At 71.5% G+C, this 19,786-nt stretch carries 13 protein-coding genes; 5 read left to right on the top strand and 8 right to left on the bottom strand.

Translation table 11 applies throughout. The features are described from left to right. Positions 1-446 precede the first annotated feature (446 nt). Positions 447-1,190: an HNH endonuclease family protein gene (locus BMZ82_RS17920; RefSeq protein WP_093776913.1), complete on the bottom strand. Its 744-nt coding sequence runs from the start codon at positions 1,188-1,190 to the stop codon at positions 447-449. Between the two features lie 194 nt (positions 1,191-1,384). On the opposite strand from BMZ82_RS17920, the gene BMZ82_RS17925 reads away from it, so the two are divergent. Continuing rightward, entirely contained in the window at positions 1,385-1,570 is a 186-nt protein-coding gene (locus BMZ82_RS17925) for an antitoxin (protein WP_093776915.1), read from the top strand. A gap of 175 nt (positions 1,571-1,745) precedes the next feature. On the opposite strand, the gene mfd is transcribed toward BMZ82_RS17925, so the two are convergent. The 3 genes from mfd to BMZ82_RS17940 form a co-directional block, all read right to left on the bottom strand. Further along, on the bottom strand, positions 1,746-5,279 hold the full coding sequence (gene mfd, locus BMZ82_RS17930) for a transcription-repair coupling factor (protein ID WP_093776917.1): 3,534 nt from the start codon (positions 5,277-5,279) through the stop codon (positions 1,746-1,748). Between the two features lie 307 nt (positions 5,280-5,586). Next, positions 5,587-8,166: an ABC transporter permease gene (locus BMZ82_RS17935; RefSeq protein ID WP_093776919.1), complete on the bottom strand. Its 2,580-nt coding sequence runs from the start codon at positions 8,164-8,166 to the stop codon at positions 5,587-5,589. Next, positions 8,163-8,951: an ABC transporter ATP-binding protein gene (locus BMZ82_RS17940; protein ID WP_093776921.1), complete on the bottom strand. Its 789-nt coding sequence runs from the start codon at positions 8,949-8,951 to the stop codon at positions 8,163-8,165. Before BMZ82_RS17940 ends, BMZ82_RS17935 begins: the two co-directional genes overlap by 4 nt. A gap of 550 nt (positions 8,952-9,501) precedes the next feature. On the opposite strand from BMZ82_RS17940, the gene BMZ82_RS17945 reads away from it, so the two are divergent. After that, positions 9,502-11,061, top strand: coding sequence for an MFS transporter (locus tag BMZ82_RS17945; RefSeq protein WP_093776923.1), 1,560 nt, complete (start codon positions 9,502-9,504; stop codon positions 11,059-11,061). 28 nt (positions 11,062-11,089) lie between these two features. On the opposite strand, the gene BMZ82_RS17950 is transcribed toward BMZ82_RS17945, so the two are convergent. From BMZ82_RS17950 to BMZ82_RS17960, 3 genes are all read right to left on the bottom strand, one after another. Next, positions 11,090-11,977, bottom strand: coding sequence for a cellulose-binding protein (locus BMZ82_RS17950; RefSeq protein ID WP_093776926.1), 888 nt, complete (start codon positions 11,975-11,977; stop codon positions 11,090-11,092). A gap of 293 nt (positions 11,978-12,270) precedes the next feature. Then, complete coding sequence (locus BMZ82_RS17955) at positions 12,271-14,904, bottom strand: SUKH-4 family immunity protein (RefSeq protein ID WP_093776928.1); 2,634 nt, start codon at positions 14,902-14,904, stop codon at positions 12,271-12,273. A gap of 8 nt (positions 14,905-14,912) precedes the next feature. Next, the gene (locus BMZ82_RS17960; protein WP_093776930.1) at positions 14,913-15,920 is read right to left on the bottom strand and encodes an SMI1/KNR4 family protein; all 1,008 of its coding nucleotides are present in this window, start codon (positions 15,918-15,920) and stop codon (positions 14,913-14,915) included. 307 nt (positions 15,921-16,227) lie between these two features. Between BMZ82_RS17960 and BMZ82_RS17965 the strand changes: the two genes are divergently transcribed. Both BMZ82_RS17965 and BMZ82_RS17970 read left to right on the top strand, forming a co-directional pair. Continuing rightward, on the top strand, positions 16,228-16,833 hold the full coding sequence (locus tag BMZ82_RS17965) for a YwqJ-related putative deaminase (protein ID WP_371271249.1): 606 nt from the start codon (positions 16,228-16,230) through the stop codon (positions 16,831-16,833). Positions 16,834-16,909: 76 nt separating this feature from the next. Beyond that, complete coding sequence (locus tag BMZ82_RS17970) at positions 16,910-17,404, top strand: SUKH-3 domain-containing protein (RefSeq protein WP_093776932.1); 495 nt, start codon at positions 16,910-16,912, stop codon at positions 17,402-17,404. 44 nt (positions 17,405-17,448) lie between these two features. Here BMZ82_RS17970 and BMZ82_RS17975 read toward each other — a convergent pair whose 3' ends face one another. Then, positions 17,449-18,735, bottom strand: coding sequence for a sensor histidine kinase (locus tag BMZ82_RS17975; RefSeq protein ID WP_093776934.1), 1,287 nt, complete (start codon positions 18,733-18,735; stop codon positions 17,449-17,451). Between the two features lie 166 nt (positions 18,736-18,901). Here BMZ82_RS17975 and BMZ82_RS17980 point away from each other — a divergent pair, with 166 nt between their 5' ends. Next, positions 18,902-19,783, top strand: a complete 882-nt coding sequence (locus tag BMZ82_RS17980; RefSeq protein ID WP_093776936.1) for a hypothetical protein — start codon at positions 18,902-18,904, stop codon at positions 19,781-19,783. Positions 19,784-19,786: the final 3 nt, after the last annotated feature.

Raw genomic sequence — 19,786 nt, forward strand, 5'->3', positions numbered from 1 at the left:
AATTCCGCATAGGAGGGACGTGCGGCGCGGACGGTCCGGGCGACGGCTCAGCGGCCGGAGAGGCAGCACGACAGAACTCCAACAAATCGGGACAGCGGCACAGAAGCTCGCCGATCCTGCCTGCTGTGGAGCACTTGTGCACAGCTTCAAGGTGAGGTCTTGCACCCACCTTGACCAGTCGTTACCGAACCTGACCGATTTGCTGCCACCCACCCGTTTGCGGCCGATGTAATTCTTTGCGAACACATCAATCCGGCGACACCGGGCCTTCACACTCGGGGTGATGTCATGGGCGGATCATGTTTGGCGTCCGCCTCAAGGGCGGTGCCGCGTCCACACGGTGGGCTCGACGTACAGGTGGAGCGATCAGACACCTGGGCCGGCCGGGGCGAGCCTGGGTGACCCGCCGACCGACCCACTCACCCCGCTCACCCCGCTCACCCCGCTCACCCCGCGTGGAAGCGCCCCGGTGCCTTAGTCGGGTTGCCTCCGGTGGGGAGTTTCTGGGCGGGGCAGGTCTTGAGGACCGTCTCCATCGCGGACTTCTCGGCCGCCGAGACCCACAGTTCGTACTTCTTCTTGACCGCGACCTGCGCCGCGACGTACGTGCACCGGTAGGCCTTGTTGGGCGGCAGCCAGGTCGCCGTGTCGCCGTCGCCCTTGGAACGGTTGGTGCTCGCGTCGACGGCCAGCAGGTTGAGCGGGTCGTTGGCGAGGGCTATGCGCTTGCCGGCGTCCCAGTACTTGGCACCCTTCTGCCAGGCGTCGGACAGGGCGACGACATGGTCGATGTCGACCTTGCTGCTGCCGCGCCGGTAGGTCACGTGCTTCCCGGAGTACGGGTCCGACTCCAGCACGCCGTACGACACCTTGCAGGTGCCGCCGGTGAACTTCACCTCGGCCAGGTCGCGCTTGAGTATGTCGTCGCGGGTGTCGCAGGAGTTGGAGTCCGTGTCCGCCCACGCGGTGCCGAACCGGTCCCGCGCGTAGCCGGTCTTGGGGGCCCGCCCCTTCACCGTCAGCGACTCGGCCGCCGCCAGAGCCGCACCGCCGGTCGCCGCTGAGCCGCCCGCCGTCGCCCCCGCGCCGGACGAACCGGCGCCGGATCCGGTGGTCTGCTTGCACCCGGTCGCCGTCACGGCGCATATCAGCACGACGGCAGCCGCCGCCCCGCCCCTCAGACGCCTCACGCGCCCCACCCCTTTTTTCTCGCCTGCCCGTTACCGCCCGCACAGGGCGGATTCCCCCGACGGGGACTGGCACACACGGTAGCGAGGGGGCGCGCGGAGGCAGTCGGGAGGTACAGACCACAAGCGGCTCAAGTGGGCATCTGTCGCATCTCGGGAATATCGTCGATGTGAGTCACCTCCGGAAGGAGCTCTGGATGGGCATCTTCGACAGGTTCAAGAGCAACAAGGCGGCCCAGGACAAGGCCAGGGACATGTCCGACGCCGCGGAACGGAAGGCCAACGAGAAGACGGGCAACAAGTACGAGTCTCAGGTCGACTCCGCGCAGCAGAAACTGCATGAGCGGCTCGGCATGGACGAGGACCGGCCCGAAAAGCCGTAGCCCGCGGACTCGTCCACAGCCCGCCCGAAGACTCAAGACTCAAGAGTCAAGACTCGAGAAATCTAGGCTCACGGGCGTCGGTGGCTCACAGACGCTGAGCCACCGACGTCACCTCAGCAAACACATCAGGCACGTCAGGCACGTCAGGCACGTCAGGCACGTCAGGCCGAACGGTTTACGAGCCCAGTACCGTCGCCAGGAGTTCGCCCACCCAGCCCAGCAGGTCCCGTCCGACCAGCGGCTTGCCGCCGACCTTCGCCGTCTTCGGGCGGGGGACGAGGATCTGGTGGGCCGTCGGCTTGATGACCGTCCCGGGGTACAGGCGCTGGAGGCGCAGTTCCTGCGACTCGCGCAACTCCACCGGTGCGAAGCGGATGTTGGCGCCCTGGAGGACGATCTCGCCGACGCCACACGCGCGTGCCAGCATCCGCAGCCCCGCCACCAGCAGCAGGTTCTCCACCGGTTCCGGCAACTTGCCGTAGCGGTCGACGAGTTCCTCGCGGACGGCCTTGATGTCCGCCTCCGAGTTGGCGGAGGCGATGGCACGGTAGGCCTGGAGGCGGAGCCGCTCGCCGGGGGCGTAGTCGTGCGGGACGTGCGCGTCGACGGGCAGCTCGATCTTGACGTCGAGCGGCGGCTCCTCCTCGATCCCGCCGGTCTCCAACTGCCGCCGGTAGTCCGCGACCGCCTCGCCGACCATCCGGACGTACAGGTCGAAGCCGACGCCCGCGATGTGGCCGGACTGCTCGCCGCCGAGGAGGTTGCCCGCGCCGCGGATCTCCAGGTCCTTCATCGCCACGTACATGCCCGCGCCCATCTCGGTGTGCTGGGCGATGGTCGCGAGGCGTTCGTGCGCGGTCTCCGTGAGGGGCTTCTCCGGGGGGTAGAGGAAGTAGGCGTAGCCGCGCTCGCGGCCCCGGCCCACGCGGCCGCGCAACTGGTGCAGTTGGGACAGGCCGAAGGTGTCGCCCCGTTCGACGATCAGGGTGTTCGCGTTGGAGATGTCGATGCCGGACTCGACGATCGTCGTCGACACGAGCACGTCGAACTTCTTCTCCCAGAAGTCGACGACGACCTGCTCCAGCGCCGTCTCCGACATCTGGCCGTGGGCGGTGGCGATGCGCGCCTCGGGGACGATCTCGCGCAGTCGCGCCGCCGCGCGGTCGATCGACTCGACCCGGTTGTGGATGTAGAAGACCTGGCCCTCGCGCAGCAGTTCGCGACGGATCGCGGCGCCGATCTGCTTCTGCTCGTACGGCCCGACGAAGGTGAGGACGGGGTGGCGCTCCTCCGGGGGCGTGGTGATCGTCGACATCTCGCGGATGCCGGTGACCGCCATCTCCAGGGTGCGCGGGATGGGCGTCGCGGACATGGTCAGGACGTCGACGTTCGCGCGGAGCTTCTTCAACTGCTCCTTGTGCTCGACGCCGAAGCGCTGCTCCTCGTCGACGATGACCAGGCCGAGGTCCTTGAACTTCGTCTCCGAGGAGAACAGCCGGTGGGTGCCGATGACGACGTCCACCGAGCCCTCGCGCAGGCCCTCCAGGGTGGCCTTCGCCTCCGTGTCGGTCTGGAAGCGGGACAGGGCGCGGACGTTCACCGGGAACTGCGCGTACCGCTCGCCGAACGTCCCGAAGTGCTGCTGCACGAGGAGCGTCGTGGGCACCAGGACGGCCACCTGCTTGCCGTCCTGGACGGCCTTGAAGGCGGCCCGCACGGCGATCTCCGTCTTGCCGTAGCCGACGTCGCCGCAGATCAGGCGGTCCATCGGGACCGTCTTCTCCATGTCGTCCTTGACCTCGGCGATGGTGGTGAGCTGGTCGGGCGTCTCCGCGTAGGGGAAGGCGTCCTCCAGTTCGCGCTGCCAGGGGGTGTCCGTGCCGAAGGCGTGTCCCGGGGCCGCCATGCGCGCGCTGTACAGCTTGATCAGGTCGGCGGCGATCTCCTTGACGGCCTTCTTGGCGCGCGCCTTGGTCTTCGTCCAGTCCGCGCCGCCCAGGCGGTGCAGGGTGGGGGCCTCGCCGCCGACGTACTTGGTGATCTGCTCCAACTGGTCGGTGGGGATGTAGAGGCGGTCGCCGGGCTGGCCGCGCTTGGCGGGCGCGTACTCCACGACCAGGTACTCGCGCGTGGCGCCCTGCACCGTGCGCTGCACCATCTCGACGTAGCGGCCCACGCCGTGCTGCTCGTGGACGATGTGGTCGCCCGCCTCCAGGGACAGCGGGTCGATGGTCTTGCGGCGGCGCGCGGGCATCCGCGCGCCGTCCTTGCCGGCCGCCTTCTGGCCGGTCAGGTCGGTCTCCGTGAGGACGGCCAGCTTCAGTACGGAGTCGACGAAGCCGTAGTCGATCGAGCCGCACGCGACGTGCACGAGGGCGGGGCCGAGGTCGGTCAGGTCGGCGTCCAGGCGGGCCGCGACGCCCTCGCCGCCGAGCACCTCGACGGTGCGGGCCGCGGGGCCGTGCGCCTCGGTGACGAAGACGACGCGCCAGCCGTCGGCGAGCCAGCCCTTGGTGTCCGCGAGGGCCTTCGCCGTGTCGCCCCGGTACGTCTCGGGGGCGTGCATGCCGAGCTGGAGCGTGTCCGCCTCCAGTTGGAGATCGGCCGCGAACGGCGACACCGACCACCACATCATGTCCAGCTCGCGCGCGTGGTCGCGGACGTCCGCGATGGACCACAGGGAGGCCGCGCCGACGTCGATGGGCGCCTCGCCGCCGCCCGCCGTGGCCGCCCAGGACGCCTGGAGGAACTCGTGCGACGTCGCCACCAGGTCGGCGGCACGCGTGCGTACCCGCTCCGGGTCGCAGACGACGGCCATCGCGCCCTTGGGCAGGACGTCGATCAAGAGCTCCATGTCGTCGACCAGCACCGGGGCCAGCGACTCCATGCCCTCGACCGCGATGCCCTCGGCGATCTTGTTCAGCAGCTCGCCGAGTTCCGGGTGCTGTTCGGCGAGGGCACGCGCGCGTGCGCGGACGTCGTCGGTGAGGAGCAGTTCGCGGCAGGGCGGGGCCCACAGGCCGTGCTCGGCGACTTCCAGGGAGCGCTGGTCGGCGACCTTGAAGTAACGGATCTCCTCGACGTCGTCGCCCCAGAACTCGACGCGCAGGGGGTGTTCCTCGGTGGGCGGGAACACGTCCAGGATGCCGCCCCGTACGGCGAACTCGCCGCGCTTCTCGACGAGCTCCACGCGCGCGTAGGCGGCGGCCGCCAGGGCGTGCACGACCTCGTTCAGGTCGGCCTGGCCGCCGGTGCGCAGGGCCACCGGTTCCAGGTCGCCGAGGCCCTTGACCTGGGGCTGAAGGACGGAACGCACGGGCGCCACGACGACCGAGACCGGGCCCGTCTCCGGGTCGTCGGGGCGCGGGTGGCACAGCCGGCGCAGGACGGCGAGGCGGCGGCCCACGGTGTCGCTGCGGGGGCTGAGGCGCTCGTGCGGGAGCGTCTCCCAGGAGGGGTACTCGACGACGCCGTCCGGCGGGAGCAGGGAGCGCAGGGCTGCGGCCAGGTCCTCGGCCTCGCGGCCGGTGGCCGTCACCGCGAGGACCGTGCGGGTGCTGTGGCGGGCGAGGGCGGCGATCGCGAAGGGGCGGGCCGCCGGGGGGCCGACCAGGTCGACGTGCATGCGGTTGCCGTCCGCGGCCGCGGGGATGGCTTCCGCGAGGGCGGTGTCCTTGACGACGGCGTCGAGCAGACCGTGCAGGCTCATGGGGGGCTTTCCGTCCGAGGGGCCGGGGTGCGCCGGGGCGGGCGCACCGGGGTCCGGGGTGGGCAACGCGAAGGGCCCGACGCGTGTCACGGGCCGGGGGCGTCCAGAGTACGACGGGGCGGGGGCGTTCGCCGGGGGCTGTGGATAACCTCCGGGGCGGTGTGGCTCGGGTGGGGCCTACAGGCCGGTTTTCGCCCCCCGCCGCCGCTACCCGTTCCTGAAAGCAACGAGACGGCCCGGCGTCGAGAAGTCCCCCGTGACTTCTCGACGCCGGGCCGTACCCCCGTGCCCCCGTGGATCGTGGTGGTCAGTCCGTCGCGATCGCGTTCAGTACGTTCATGCGGCCCGCGCGGAACGCCGGGATCAGGGCTGCGAAGAGGCCCACGAACGCGGAGGCGATGAAGACGCCGATGATGGTCGGCCAGGGGATCTCGAGGATGTTCAGGCCCTGGAGGGCGAGGAGTTGCTGGGCGGTGGCGCCCCAGCCCATGCCCAGGCCGAGGCCCAGGAGGGCGCCGAAGAGGGCGATGACGACCGACTCCAGCCGGATCATGCGGCGCAGTTGGCGGCGGGACAGGCCGATCGCCCGCATCAGGCCGATCTCCCTGGTGCGCTCCACCACCGACAGGGCCAGCGTGTTCACCACACCGAGGACCGCGACGATGATCGCGAGGGCGAGCAGGCCGTAGATCAGGTTCAGGAGCTGGCCGATCTGGTCCTTGAGCTGCTGCTTGTAGTCGGTCTGGTCGCGGACGGTGTACTGCGGGTAGTCGTGCAGGGCGGACTTGAGGGCCGTATAGGCCGTGTCCTGCTGCCCTTCCTTCGCGGTGCCGAAGAGCAGCACGTCCAAGGGCATCCTGTCGGCCGGCACGTACTTCGCGACCGTCGCGATCGACGCGTACATCGCGCCCTTGTCGATGACGACGTCGTCACTGGTGATCGCGCGGACCGTGAGCGTCGCCGTCCTGCCGTCCTTGAAGGCGACCTTGACCGGAGAGCCGATCGTGAGGCCGTGCTCCTTGGCGAAGCCCTCGAAGACGGCCATCGAGTCGGGGCGGTAGGCGTCGGCCAGTTCGCCGGCCACGGTCTCGGTGCGCAGGTCCATGGCGTACGTCGGGTCGGCCGCGTTGATCGTCTCCTTGGCGGAGGTCTTCCCGTCGGGCGTGATCAGGTCGGCGTCGACGACCTTGTACTCGGTGACCCGGGCCAGGCCCGGAGTCGACTTGACCGCCCGCACCGCCTGCGGGGTGATGAGCTGCCCGCCGTCGTTCTGGATGATGAAGTCGGTGCCCACGCTCTTGTCCAACTGGTCGGTGGCCGAGGCGACCATCGACGAGCCGACCACCGACAGACAGGCGACCAGCGCGAGGCCGATCATCAGGGCCGCGCCCGTGGCGCCCGTACGGCGCGGGTTGCGCAGCGCGTTGCGCTCGGCCATCCGTCCGACGGGGCCGAAGGCCCGCAGCAGGGCCGCGCCCAGGACGCGCACCACGCCGCTCGCCAGCAGCGGGCCGATCACCACGAAGCCGATCAGGCTCAGCACCACGCCCAGGCCGAGCCACAGCGAGCCCTCGGCGGCCTTGTCGGCGACGGCGGCCAGGTAGAGGCCGAAGCCGCCCGCGCCGGTCAGGAGCAGGCCGAGGACGGCCCGTACGGCGCCGGCCCTGGCGTCGGCCGGAGCGCCCGCGTCGCGCAGCGCGGCCATCGGGGAGACCTTGCCCGCGCGGCGGGCCGGCAGGTACGCCGCGAGGATGGTGACGACCACGCCCAGGACCATGCCGATCACCGGCGTCGTCCAGGCGACCGTCAGATCGTCGGTGGACAGGTTCATGCCGGTCAGGCTCATGAGCTTCATCAGGCCGACCGCGATGCCGACGCCCGCGCCGACCCCCAGGAGCGAGCCGACGACGCCCAGGAGCAGCGCCTCGACGAGCACGGACCGGTTGATCTGTTTGCGTGACGACCCGATGGCGCGCATCAGGCCGATCTCGCGGGTGCGCTGGGCGACCAGCATCGAGAAGGTGTTGACGATCAGGAAGATGCCGACGAGGAGGGCGATCCCGGCGAAGCCGAGCATCGCGTACTTCATCACGTCCAGGAAGCTGCCCACGTTCGACCGGTTGGCGTCCGCGGTCTCCTTGGCCGTCTGCACCTGGTAGCCGCCGCCGAGTTCGGCCGTGACGTTCTTCTTCAGTTGCGCGTCGCTCACCCCGGACGCGGCCGTGACGTTGACGTTCGTGTAGACGTCCGCCGTGCCGACCAGCGTCTGCTGGGCGGTCTTCGTGTCCAGGTAGAAGATCGCCGCGCCGGGGTTGGTGACCTGGAAGGCGGCGATGCCGGAGACCTTCGCGGTGTGCGTGCCGATCGCGGTGATCACGCCGATCTCGTCGCCGAGCTTCAGGTGGTGCTTGTCGGCGGTGTCCGCGTCGATCATGATCTGGCCGGCGCCCCTGGGCGCGGCACCCTCGGTGATCTTCATGGTGCGGGCGTCGTTGCCGTTCCAACTGCCGACGATGGTCGGAGCGCCGCTGGAGGGCGACAGGCTGTCCTTGTCGGCGTCGACGACGGTCACGGAGGTCGAGAAGACCGTCCCCTCCGCCGACTTCACGCCCTGCGCCTTGCGGACCTCGCCGAGCACCGCGGCCGGCATGACCGGCGGCCTGCCGTTGCCTGAGGTCGTCGCACCGGTGTCCGAGGCGCCCTTCGCGCTCACCGTCACATCGGAGGAGGTCGCGGCGAAGAGCTTGTCGAACGTGGTGTTCATGGTGTCGGTGAACACCAGCGTCCCGCAGACGAATGCCACCGACAGCAGCACCGCCACCGCCGACAGCGCCATGCGTCCCTTGTGCGCGACGAAGTTGCGCAGGGAGGTCTTCATGACGGTCATGACGTACGCCCCCGCGCGTCGAAGTCCTTCATGCGGTCCAGGACGGTGTCCGCGGTCGGCTTGAACATCTCGTCGACGATCCGGCCGTCCGCGAGGTACAGCACCCGGTCCGCGTACGAGGCCGCCACCGGGTCGTGCGTGACCATGACGATGGTCTGGCCGAGGTCGTCCACCGAGCGGCGCAGGAAGCCCAGTACCTCGGCGCCCGCGCGCGAGTCGAGGTTTCCGGTCGGCTCGTCCCCGAAGATGATCTCCGGGCGGGCCGCCAGCGCGCGGGCCACGGCCACGCGCTGCTGCTGGCCGCCGGAGAGCTGCGTGGGACGGTGCTTGAGGCGGTCGGCGAGCCCGACGGTCTCCACGACCTGGCTCAGCCACGCCCGGTCCGGCTTGCGGCCGGCGATGTCCATGGGCAGCGTGATGTTCTCTATCGCGTTCAGCGTGGGCAGCAGGTTGAACGCCTGGAAGATGAACCCGATCCGGTCCCGGCGCAGCTTGGTGAGCTTCTTGTCCTTCAGCCCGGTGATCTCGGTCTCGTCCAGGTGGATCTGGCCGGACGACACGGTGTCGAGACCCGCGAGGCAGTGCATCAGGGTGGACTTGCCGGACCCCGAGGGACCCATGATCGCGGTGAACTGGCCGCGGGCGATGTCCACGTCGACGTGGTCGAGGGCGACGACCCGGGTCTCCCCGGACCCGTACGCCTTGACGACCTGCCGCGCTCGCGCGGCAACGGCCGTACGCCCTCCAGTGCCCCCGTGCCTGGGAATGGTCACAGCCGATGTCACGGTACGTCTCCTCTGTCGGAAGGAATCAGAAGCAATCAGAAGTCATCAGAAGCGGGTGCGTGGCGAGCGAGCTGGACTGCGCTACGTCGCCACGTCGCTACGTCGCCACGTCGCCACGTCGCTACGTCGCTACGTCGAAGAGTCTGTCGGCGGGAGGGGGTCCGGCGCGCTGGTGCTCGGGCCCGTCTTGCGAGGGGGGTTAACCCCACCTCCCGGCGGTGCTGTGGCCGCCCCCCAGCGGCCTAAAGCCAGGTTAAGGACGGGGCGGGGCCCTTCTCCTCCTCCGCCGGTACGAACCCTCCCCTAGCCGTAGTACGGAGGAACCCCTAGGGGCCGTCCACCGCTGGGTGGAGTCCTCCTCGGGGTCGCCTCCACCCTCGGGTGCGGTCGGGCTCCACCCTTCCGCCGCATGACGGTGAGGCCTCCCCTTAGGTGAAGGACAAGTGGGAAGCTGGCTTCCGGCAGTTAGGTGCAAGGGGCACCGAGACGCCGGGAACCGGACGACCATCAGGGGACATCGACGATCAGGCGACCTTGGGGAGGGCATTCGGTGGGGGACACACAACCCGCGATACGTGAGGCCGCGCGGCGGAGCGCATCGCCGCGGCGGGGTGCGGTCGTCGCCGCGCTCATGCTGTCCATGGCGCTGGCCGCGCTCGACTCCACCGTCGTCTCCACGGCCGTCCCGCAGATCGTCGGCGACCTGGGCGGGTTCTCCGTCTTCTCCTGGCTGTTCTCCGGCTATCTGCTGGCCGTGACGGTCACCCTGCCGGTCTACGGCAAGCTCTCCGACACCTTCGGCCGCAAGCCGATGCTGATCGCCGGGACCGCGCTGTTCCTGCTCGGCTCGCTGCTGTGCGCGCTGGCCTGGAACATGGGCGCGCTGATCGCGTTCCGCATCGTGCAGGGCCTGGGCGGCGGGGCGTTGCAGGGCACGGTGCAGACACTCGCCGCCGACCTGTACCCGCTGGAGGAGCGGCCGAAGATCCAGTCGAAGCTGTCGACGGTGTGGGCGGTGTCGGCGGTCGCGGGGCCGGGCGTGGGCGGGCTGCTCGCGGCCTACGCGGACTGGCGCTGGATCTTCCTGGTCAACCTGCCCATCGGGGCGGTGGCGTTGTGGCTGATCGTCCGTCATCTGCACGAGCCCCAAAGGGAACGCGAGACCCCGAAGGAACACGCGGCCCAGGAGGACCACGACACCCAGAGCGAGTCGGCGGCGAAAACGACGCCACGCGCGCGTGTCGACTGGGCGGGCGCGCTGGCGGTGTTCGCGTGCGGCGGGGTGCTGCTGACCGCGCTGGTGCAGGGCGGAGTGGCCTGGTCGTGGCTGTCGGGGCCGTCCCTCGCGCTGTTCGCCGGGGGACTCGCACTCGCCGGGCTCGTCGTCGTCATCGAACGGCGGGCCGCCGAGCCGATCATCCCCGGCTGGGTGTGGCGCCGCCGGACGATCGCGGCGGTCAACCTCGCGCTGGGCGCGCTGGGCCTGCTGATGGTGGCCCCGACGGTGTTCCTGCCGACGTACGCGCAGGCGGTCCTGGGCCTGGGACCGGTGACGGCCGGGTTCGTGCTGTCCGTCTGGACGCTGTCCTGGCCGTTGTCGGCCGCCCTCAGCCAGCACGTCTACCGGCGTATCGGCTTCCGCGACACCGCGCTGCTCGGCATCGGCACGGCGACGCTGGTGCTGCTCGCGTTCCCGTTCCTGCCCTACCCGGGCGCGGCCTGGCAGCCGACGCTGCTGATGCTGGTGCTCGGCGCGGCGCTCGGCCTCTTCCAACTCCCGCTCATCGTCGGCGTGCAGTCGACGGTGGGGTGGTCGCAGCGCGGGACGACGACCGCGTCGGTGCTGTTCTGCCGGCAGACCGGCCAGACGATGGGCGCGGCGCTGTTCGGCGCGGTCGCCAACGGGGTACTGGCCGCGCGGCTGGGCGGCACGGGCGACCTGGACTCGCTCGCCCGCGACCTGGACGCCGGCACCGCCCCCGAAGCGACCCGCCACGCGGTCGCCGACGCCGTGCACGCCGTGTACCTGGGCGCGTCCGGCGCGGCGGCCGTGGCGTTCGTCGTCCTCCTGCTGGTCGCCCCACGCAGGTTCCCGGTACGAGCGGAGTGACGGTGTCTACTCCACGGGGTGACGGTGTCTACTCCGCGGGCGCGCGACCCGTCAGCGCGGCCAGGCTGTCGCGGACGTGGTCGATGTGGGCCTGGACGTCGTCCCAGCGCTCGCCGTGCGCGCGCAGCAGCCGTTCCGTCTCCAGCGCGGTGCGCTCCTCCTGGGCGCGCGCCTCGGTGAGGATCTCGGCGGCACGCGCGTGTGCCTCGTCCTGGCCGCGCCGGGCCGACTCCTCGGCATCGGCGAACGCCTGCTTCGCCGCGGACAGCGCCGCCTCCGCGCGGCTCACCGACCCGGCGTGCAGCGCGTCGAGCGCCGCGGCCCGCTCGGCCGCCTCGCCCTCCACCGCCGTCCACTGCTCGGTGTGCTCCCGGTCCTGCTCGGCGAGCACGGCGGCCGTGCGTCGGCGCACCTCGCGCAGCGAGCCCAGGGCCTCGCCGCGGTACTCCTTCACCTCGCGCCGGGCGCCGATGCGGACCTCGTCGGCCTCGGCACGCGCCGCGAGCAACCGCTGCCGGGCGCGTTCCTCGGCCTCCGCGCGGAGCGCGTCCGCCGCCTCCTGCGCCTCCTGGCGCACACCGAGGGCGCGCGTCTCGGCGTCCGCGACCTCCTCGCGCGCCGCACGCCGCGCGTTGTCGCGGACGTCCGCCGCCTCTTCGAGCGCGAGCTGGAGAATGCGCCGTGCACGCTCCCCCAGACAGTCGTACGACTGCGGTACGAGCCCGGTCACGACCTCGCGCAACCGGTCGGCCTCCTCCGCCATCTGCCGGGCGAGCACCGTGAGCCGGGCGGCCCGTTCCCACGCGGCGTCCCGGTCGGCGCAGAGCGCGGCGGTGTACGCCTCGACCTGCCCGGGCCGGTAACCGCGCCTGCGAACGGTCACGAACCCCGGCGCCGACACCGATGCGCTGCTCATCCTGGAACCCCTCGCCACCCGACGGACACGACATGATGATTTCGCGCATATCTTGATGGATCGGGCGTAAGTGTTCATAACGCGACACTCCGCAGGCAGGTTACGCGGCACAGCGATCGCTGGTGATCGCCAGCAATCGCGGGCGATCACGGATGGTCCCCCCACACAAAAAGGCCGGACCCGGTCTCTCCGACCGGGTCCGGCCCCTGCTCCACTGCTCTACCGCTCTACCGCTCTACGGCTCTACTGCTCTACTGCTCTACTGCTCCACGCGGATCAGCGGGACGTACGCCTCACAGCAGCCCGTCCCACATCTGCTCCAGCAGCACCGACCACCAGCTCTCCGGCGAACCGAGCGCCGCCGGGTCCAGCGAGGCCAACTGCGCCTGGAAGTCGACGGTCCAGCGCCCCGCCTGCTCCTGGTTCAGCCCGAACCGCAGCCGCCACATCCGCCCCAGCAGCGCCAGGCAGCGCGCGAACTCCGGCAGCCCGGTGTTCACGAACTGCGGCGGTACGGACGCCCCGCCCGGCCCCGCCTCCACGGGCACGGCGACGATGTTCGCCGTCCCGTACTGCACGCAGATCGCCTTGCCGAAGTCGCTGCCCATGACGAGGTACGAGCCCGCGTCCGGGGCCGGCCGCACACCCCGCTCGGCCGCCAGCTCCGCCAGCGTCGGCACCGGACGGCCCGGCTGGGCCTGCGCCCAGAAGAACGGCCCCATGTCCGCCGGCAGCCCCGCCACGACCAGCGTGTGCGCGACGACCGGCGGCACGCCCTGCCGGGACACCGCGGCCTGCTCGAACCGGAACACCGACGGCCCGAACATCGCCGCCAGCTCCTGCCCGATCGCCTCCGGCGGCACCGGCGGCGCCTGCTGCACGGGCGGCAACGGCGCCCGCACCGGCGCCGGCCGGGCCGGCCCGTCGGCGACCTGGTGCAACTCGCCCTGGTGGGCCAGGAGTTGCTGCATGCCCTGCTGCCGGCTCGCGTGGTCCGTGCCGTACGGCGCGATGCTCGTGATCCGCGCCTGCGGCCACTGCTCCCGGATCATCCGCGCGCAGTACGCGCCCGGCAGCTCGCACGACTCCAGCTCCGTGTGCAGCTCCAGCACCTGGTCCGGCGGCACGTTCATCGCCCGCAGCTCGTGGAAGATCTGCCACTCCGGGTGCGGCGTCCCCGGCGCGGAACGCCGGATCAACTGCTGCTCGGAACCGTCCTGCGCGCGATAACGCAACACGGCCTGATAGCCAGGTCCGACCGTGGGCAGCCCCTGCTGCTGCGGATACCCGTACGACGGCGGCGGCATCGGGGGCTGGTGAGCACCGGGAGCCATACCGGGCGCGCCAGGCGCACCGGGCGCGCCCGGGAAACCGGGAGCAGCGCCGGGAGCCTGCGTCGGCGGAGGCACGCCGGGACCACCGGCCGGAGGCCCGGCCAGCATGGTCTGCGCGTGGTGAACGGCACCCTGCGCGCCCCCCGACGAGCCGTGCACGCCGGGCGCACCCGGCATACCCGGAGCGCCAGGGGCACCCGGGGCACCCGGAGCACCCGGGGCACCCGGAGCCTGCGGCGGCTGCGGCACGCCCCCCGCACCGGGCGGCCCCATCCGACCGGGGTCGGCCAGCATCGTCGCGGCCTGGTGAACACCACCGGGAGGCGTACCCCCGGGCGGACCAGGCGGATTCGGCGGACCGGGCGGACCGGGAGGCTGCGGCGCACCCCCCGCCCCAGGCCCCGCCGGACCCCCAGGCCCCGCCGGACCCGTCAACCCCTCGCCCCCCAGGGCCGACACAAGCTGCGTGGGCACATAGCCGCCCGCCGGAGTACCCGGTGCCCCCGGTCCCGAAGGCGGCGGCGGAGGCGTGTTCCCCGGCCGCGCACCCGGCGTTCCCGGCGCGCCCGGCGGAGGCGGCGGCGCACCCGCACCACGCGGACGACGCGGCGGCGGCGCGGCCTTGCTGGTCGCGGCGTCCGCGATGTCACTGGCGTTGGGCGCGAGCGACCGCCCAGGCGCACCCGGACCGTCCTGAGCCGACACCGGCGGAGCACCCGCACCCTGCGGATACCCGTACGACGGCGCACCCGGCGGCGGAGACTGCGGGGACTGCGGCGCAGCCGGATCGTCGAGGGCGGGCGAGACCGCCGTACGCGGGAGTTGGCTGCCGCCCGACATGAGCGCCGTCTTGGCGTCCGGCGCTGCCGTCGGCGGCAGCGGCTCGTCGTCGGAACCGCTCAGCGGCGGCGCGAACACGGTCGCGGGCAGCGGTACGGAACGGTCGTCACCGGCATCGCCGTTGGTGTCCGTACCCGCCCACGGCGTCGCCCCTACGGGAGGCGCGGGAGCCGCACCGGCCCCCGGACCCACGGGCACCCCGGCCTGCGTCTGCGGAAGCGAGGGATCGAGCCCCCCGGGCACGCCCCCAGGCACCCCGGCGGCCGAGGCACTCTCAGCGCCCTCTCCCGACCCCTGACCTGACCCCTGACCCGAACCCTGAGCGGAACCCGGACCCGAACCCGGACCGGGACCCTGACCAGCCCCCCGCCCCTCCGTGACCCCCAGTTTGTCCGCCGCCTCCTGCAACCACTCCGGCGGCGACAGCAGGAACGACGTCTGGTTCAGGTCCACCCGTGCCGCGGGCGCCGGCGCCGCGTCGGCGGGGGCGTCGGGACGGCCGTACTCCTCCTCGTACCGGCGGATCACCTCGCCCACCGCCACCCCGGGCCACAACGTGGCCTCGCCGCTGTCGCGGGCGATCACCAGCCGCTGCGCGCCCCCGTCCGAACGGGGCCCCTCCGCGCGGTCCTCCGCCCACACCACGAACCCGAGCTCGAACTCCCGCACCCGCACCTCACGGTGCTGGTACGCCGGCACATCGCCGTTGATCCACTCCTCGGCGCGCTCCTGCGCCTGCGCGAACGTCACCATCGGTCAGCTCACTCCCCCACACCCACGGACGACGACACGGACGACACCGGAACCGCCTGCGCGAAACCGCCGTCCACCATCAGGTTCGCCACCGTCTCCAACTCCGGCGGATTACCGGCAAGGCGCGACAGGAAGACGTCGAAGTCCGCGCCGCACGGCAGCAGCAGCCGCTCCATGCGCTCGGCCGGCGACCACCCCGGATCCACGTCCCGCACGTCGTCGTACGCGCAGAACCACACCGAACCGGTCCGCTCGCCCTTCACCTTCACGGCCAGCAGCCCGCCCTGCACGAAACCGACGCCCAGGTAGTCCTTCGTCAGATGATCACGCAAGCACTTGTTCACATACACCAGGTCGTTGACCGCGGCCTCGTCACGCACGGTGAAGAACGGCTGGTCCACCAGCAGCCCCAACTCCGCGTCCAACGCGGTGCCCACCGGCGCGCAGCCGCCCGCCGCCTTCACGAACGACCGGTACGCGCCCGGCAGCCGGTACCCGAGGTCCTCCTCGACGCCCTGCACCTGCTGCTCCGTCACCGCCACGCCCGACTTCGGCAGCCCGAAGTGCGCCGGACGCGTCTCCTGCAACGGCCGCGTGCCCCGCTTCGACTGGTCGACCACCGCCGTCGACACCCCGCCGTGATGCCGCAGCAGCGCCTTCACCTCGACCGGAACGAGTTCCAGCCGCCGCGAACCGACCGCGTGATGCCACGTCCAGCCGTGCGGGGTCGCCACCGCGGGCACCGTGTCCCACAGCTCGTGCCCCGACGCCGCGAGCGCCGCGTTCGCCGACACGTAGTCCGTCAACCGCAGTTCGTCCACGCCGAAACCCTCCGGCGGATCCGCGATCTCCGCGACCGCCCGCGCGTACGGCGAGAAATCCGGGTAGCCCCGCTCGTCCACCCGCACGCCCCTCGGGTGCCGTGCCGCCCGGACCGGATCCGGGAAATGCACGACCTGCCCGGCATAGGCGGCGTTCGGCGGCGCGGCCTGTTGCCCGAGCCGACCTGTCGTCATGGCGGTTGCCCCCTGCGGCACTCTGTACGGCCCGCAGCGGCCGGTTCCGCTTCCGGTCCCGACCCACCACGCCCGTATCGACTGTCTCCAGCAATCTCGGACGCGCGTCAACCGCGCGCCTCACGGTGCCGACAGCCTATGCGGTACGACGACGGCGGTCATCGGCGCTCCGCTTCCGTGACCAGCCGTCACCCCGCCGTGACGGCCCGGCCGATCCAGGGCGTGTCGCACCGCCCCAGCTACCGCACCCGGCACGGGATTTGGCACCCTGTGACGTCCGGGGGATGCTCGGGAGGGGATGACCAACATGAACGCGACACAGACGGGGCCACACACCGGCAGGTCCGACAACACGCACCACGGCACCACCACGGGCGACCCGCACACCGGCCCGTACGTCGGCACGGTCGCCGCCGGTCCGTACGCGGGTCCCGGCGGCGACCCCCGGATCGGCTGGTCCGCCACCGAGACCCCGCACGCCCCCACGCTCCGCCACCGCCGCGACGGCATACTCCCGACCGTCGCCGCCGCCCTCTCCGTCCGCGGCGCCACCACACTCACCGGCACCGCCGCGCGCGGCGACCAGCCACCGCCCCTGCACCCCCTCGTCCAGGACTTCCTGGACACCCTGACCAGCGCCCAGCGCGACCGTTTCACCGGCCGCTGCGCGGAGGCGCTGCTCATCTCCCGTCACATCGCCGCCGCCGACGCCGCCCGCAGCAGACGCGCCGCCCGCCGACCGATGACCAACGGCGAGGCCCGTAAAACCCTCAAACAAGCCAAACTCACCACCCGCCGCATCCGCGAGGACGGCGACCCCCTGCACGGCAGCTTCGCCACCCCCTGCCGCGCCTGCACCGCCCTCAGCGACCACTTCGGCGTCCGCATCGTCAACCCGACGACAAACGACTGACCTCCGCCCCCCGCTCTCTCAAGCACCACGGCCCCCCGCCGGGCCCCGCACCACCAGCTCGACGAACGAAGGGCAGATGCACCCCGACCGCACCTCCACCACGCGCTTCCCCGTGACCGTCGACGCCGCCCTGCGCGCCGCCGGCTGGCAACCCGGACGCTGGGACATCAAACAGGCCGAGATCTGGGCCGACACCCTCCGCGAACACACCTCACCCGCCGGCCACCGGCACGCCGTCTTCCCCGCCGCCGTCGAGGCCTGGGCCGAATTCGGCGGACTCACCATCACCCCCACCGGCCCCGGCCGCCAGGTCGCCCCCACCACCCTGCACCTCGACCCCCTGCACGGCCTCCACCTCGCCCGCACCCTCGCCGACCTCGGCCGCGCCCTCGACACCGACGTCAGCCCCCTCGGCGCCGAGACCGACACCCACGCACTGCTCGCCATCGACGCCGCCGGCCGCGTCTACACCCTCGACCACACCGGCGACTGGTACCTCGGCCCCGACATCGACCAGGCCCTCGGCGCCCTCACCGCCGGCATCGAACCCGTCCGCCTGACCGCCGGCTGAGCCCCCACGCACACACGCACACACGCACACACGAGAGAACCGGCCTACGCCGCCGCCGGGATCACCGCCGACACCCGGTAGCCCCCCGCCTCCGTCGGCCCCGACACGAACACCCCACCCAACGCCACCACCCGCTCCTTCATCCCCACCAGGCCATTCCCCCCCGACGGCAGCCCCGCCGCCGACGCCGACCCCACCTCCGGCGGCGGACCGTTCTCCACCTGCATCGCGATCTCCGCCACCCGGTGCGCCAACCGCACCCGCGTCTTCGCACCCGCCGCATGCTTGTGGACGTTCGTCAGCGCCTCCTGCACCACCCGGTACGCCGTCTGCTCGATCTCCGGCGCGTACGACCGCGTCTCCCCCTCCACCGACAGCTCCACCACCATCCCCGCAGCCGCCGACTGCCCCACCAACTCCTCCAGCTCCCCCAGCGAAGGCCCGTCCCCCTCCACCGCCACCGCGGCCACCGCCACCGCCACCAACGGCACCGACGCCGACCGCTCCCGCGGACCGCCGCTGCGCAACACCCCCAGCATCTCCCGCAGCTCGGTCAACGCCTGCCGCCCCATGTCCCCCACCAGAGCCGCGTTACGCACCGCCTTCTCGGGATCCTTCGGCGCGATCGCCTGCAACGCGGCGGCATGCACGACCATCAGACTCACCCGATGCGCGACGACGTCGTGCATCTCCCGCGCGATCCGGGTCCGCTCCTCACCGCGCGCCCACTCCGCCCGCTCCTCCGCCCGCTCCGCGAGCAACTGCAACTCCCGCTCCAGGCTGTCCGCCCGCTCCCGCAGGCTCTCCATCAGCCGCCGCCACGCCCCGATGTACAGCCCGAGCAACAGCGGCGGCGCGGTGAGCCCCAGCGACGTCGCGATCGCGGCGAACGGAACGAACCAGTCCCCCAGCGTCAACGTCCCCCGCGCCATACTCTGCCGCACCCGCACGAACGTCACGATCAGCGTGCCCACGAGCTGCATCCCCGCGAGCGAGACGATCATCCGCCGAGGCAGTTCGGACGCCGCGAGCGTGTACAGCCCGACGATGCCCATCAGGAAGCCCATCTGAGCCGGCGTGACGGCGATCGCCACCAGCACCACGGCGATGGGCCACTTCCGCCGCACCACCAACACCGACCCGGCCAGCAGCCCGAACACGACCCCCACCACGGTCGGGATCCCCGCGTCCCGCGCGAACGGGATCCCCTCCACCGCGCACTCCACCGCGGACACGACCCCCAAACTCCAGTCGAACGCCGCGCTGCGCCACCTGGTCCACCACAACGGCCCTCCCCGGGCCGCCGCGTCCTCTTCCCCCGTCGTGGTCATGCCCCCAGCCTACGGGCGCGCCCCCCGCCTTTTCCGGCGACCTTCCCCCACCACCCCACACCACGCGCCGCAACCGAACACCATCGAAACCCACCGATATCACTCGAACTGGTGAACCACACCCGTTCAAGGCCGGAACCCGCCATTCCGGCCGGACGGTATGCGTATGACACATGCACTCGGCAAGTACGGGGACTTCGAGAAACTGCGGGGACAGGCGGTCGCGCTGCGGCGCGAGGGCCTCAGCCGACGGCAGATCCGCGACCGGCTCTACGTCGACAACAACGACATCCTCAACCGACTCCTGGAAGGCGAGCCGCCTCCGGACTGGACGAAGCGCCCGAACGCGAAGGACGACCTCAGGGACAAGGCACGGGAGCTACGGCTCCAGGGCTTGACGTACGACCAGATCCAGGTGGAGCTGGGGTGCTCGAAGAGTTCGATCTCGCTTTGGGTACGGGATCTGCCGAAGCCGGAGCGACGGGACTCTGCGGAGCAGGCCAGGCTGGCCGGCCGAAAGCGATGGGAGCACGAACTGGCGGTACGGGACGAGGCCCGGCAGCAAACCAAAGCGGCGGCGGCAGAGCAGATCGGCAAGATGTCCGACCGTGACCTGTTCATGGCGGGCGTCGCCCTCTACTGGGCCGAGGGCGGCAAGGACAAGCCATACGCCAGGCGTGAGAGCGTGCAGTTCGTCAACAGTGACCCTGGGGTGATCAGGGTCTACATGGCCTGGCTGGACCTGCTCGGAGTGGACCGCGAGCGCCTCCGCTACCGGGTGATGATCCACATGACGGCTGACGTCGAGGGTGCCAATCGCTACTGGGCCGACCTCGTCGGTGTGAACGTCTCCCTGTTCCAGAGGACGACCATCAAGAAACACAACCCCAAGACCGTCCGCAAGAATGTGGGCGAGAACTACCGGGGTTGTCTTGTGATCGGCGTTTTACAGGGAGCCGAGCTGTACCGCCGCATCGAAGGATGGTGGTCCGGGATCGTGGAATCCGCCGGGCGGGATCATGCCCTCTTCGCCTCCGGTAAGGTTTGAGGC

It is taken from the genome of Streptomyces sp. yr375 (assembly GCF_900110755.1).
GTDB lineage: Bacteria > Actinomycetota > Actinomycetes > Streptomycetales > Streptomycetaceae > Streptomyces.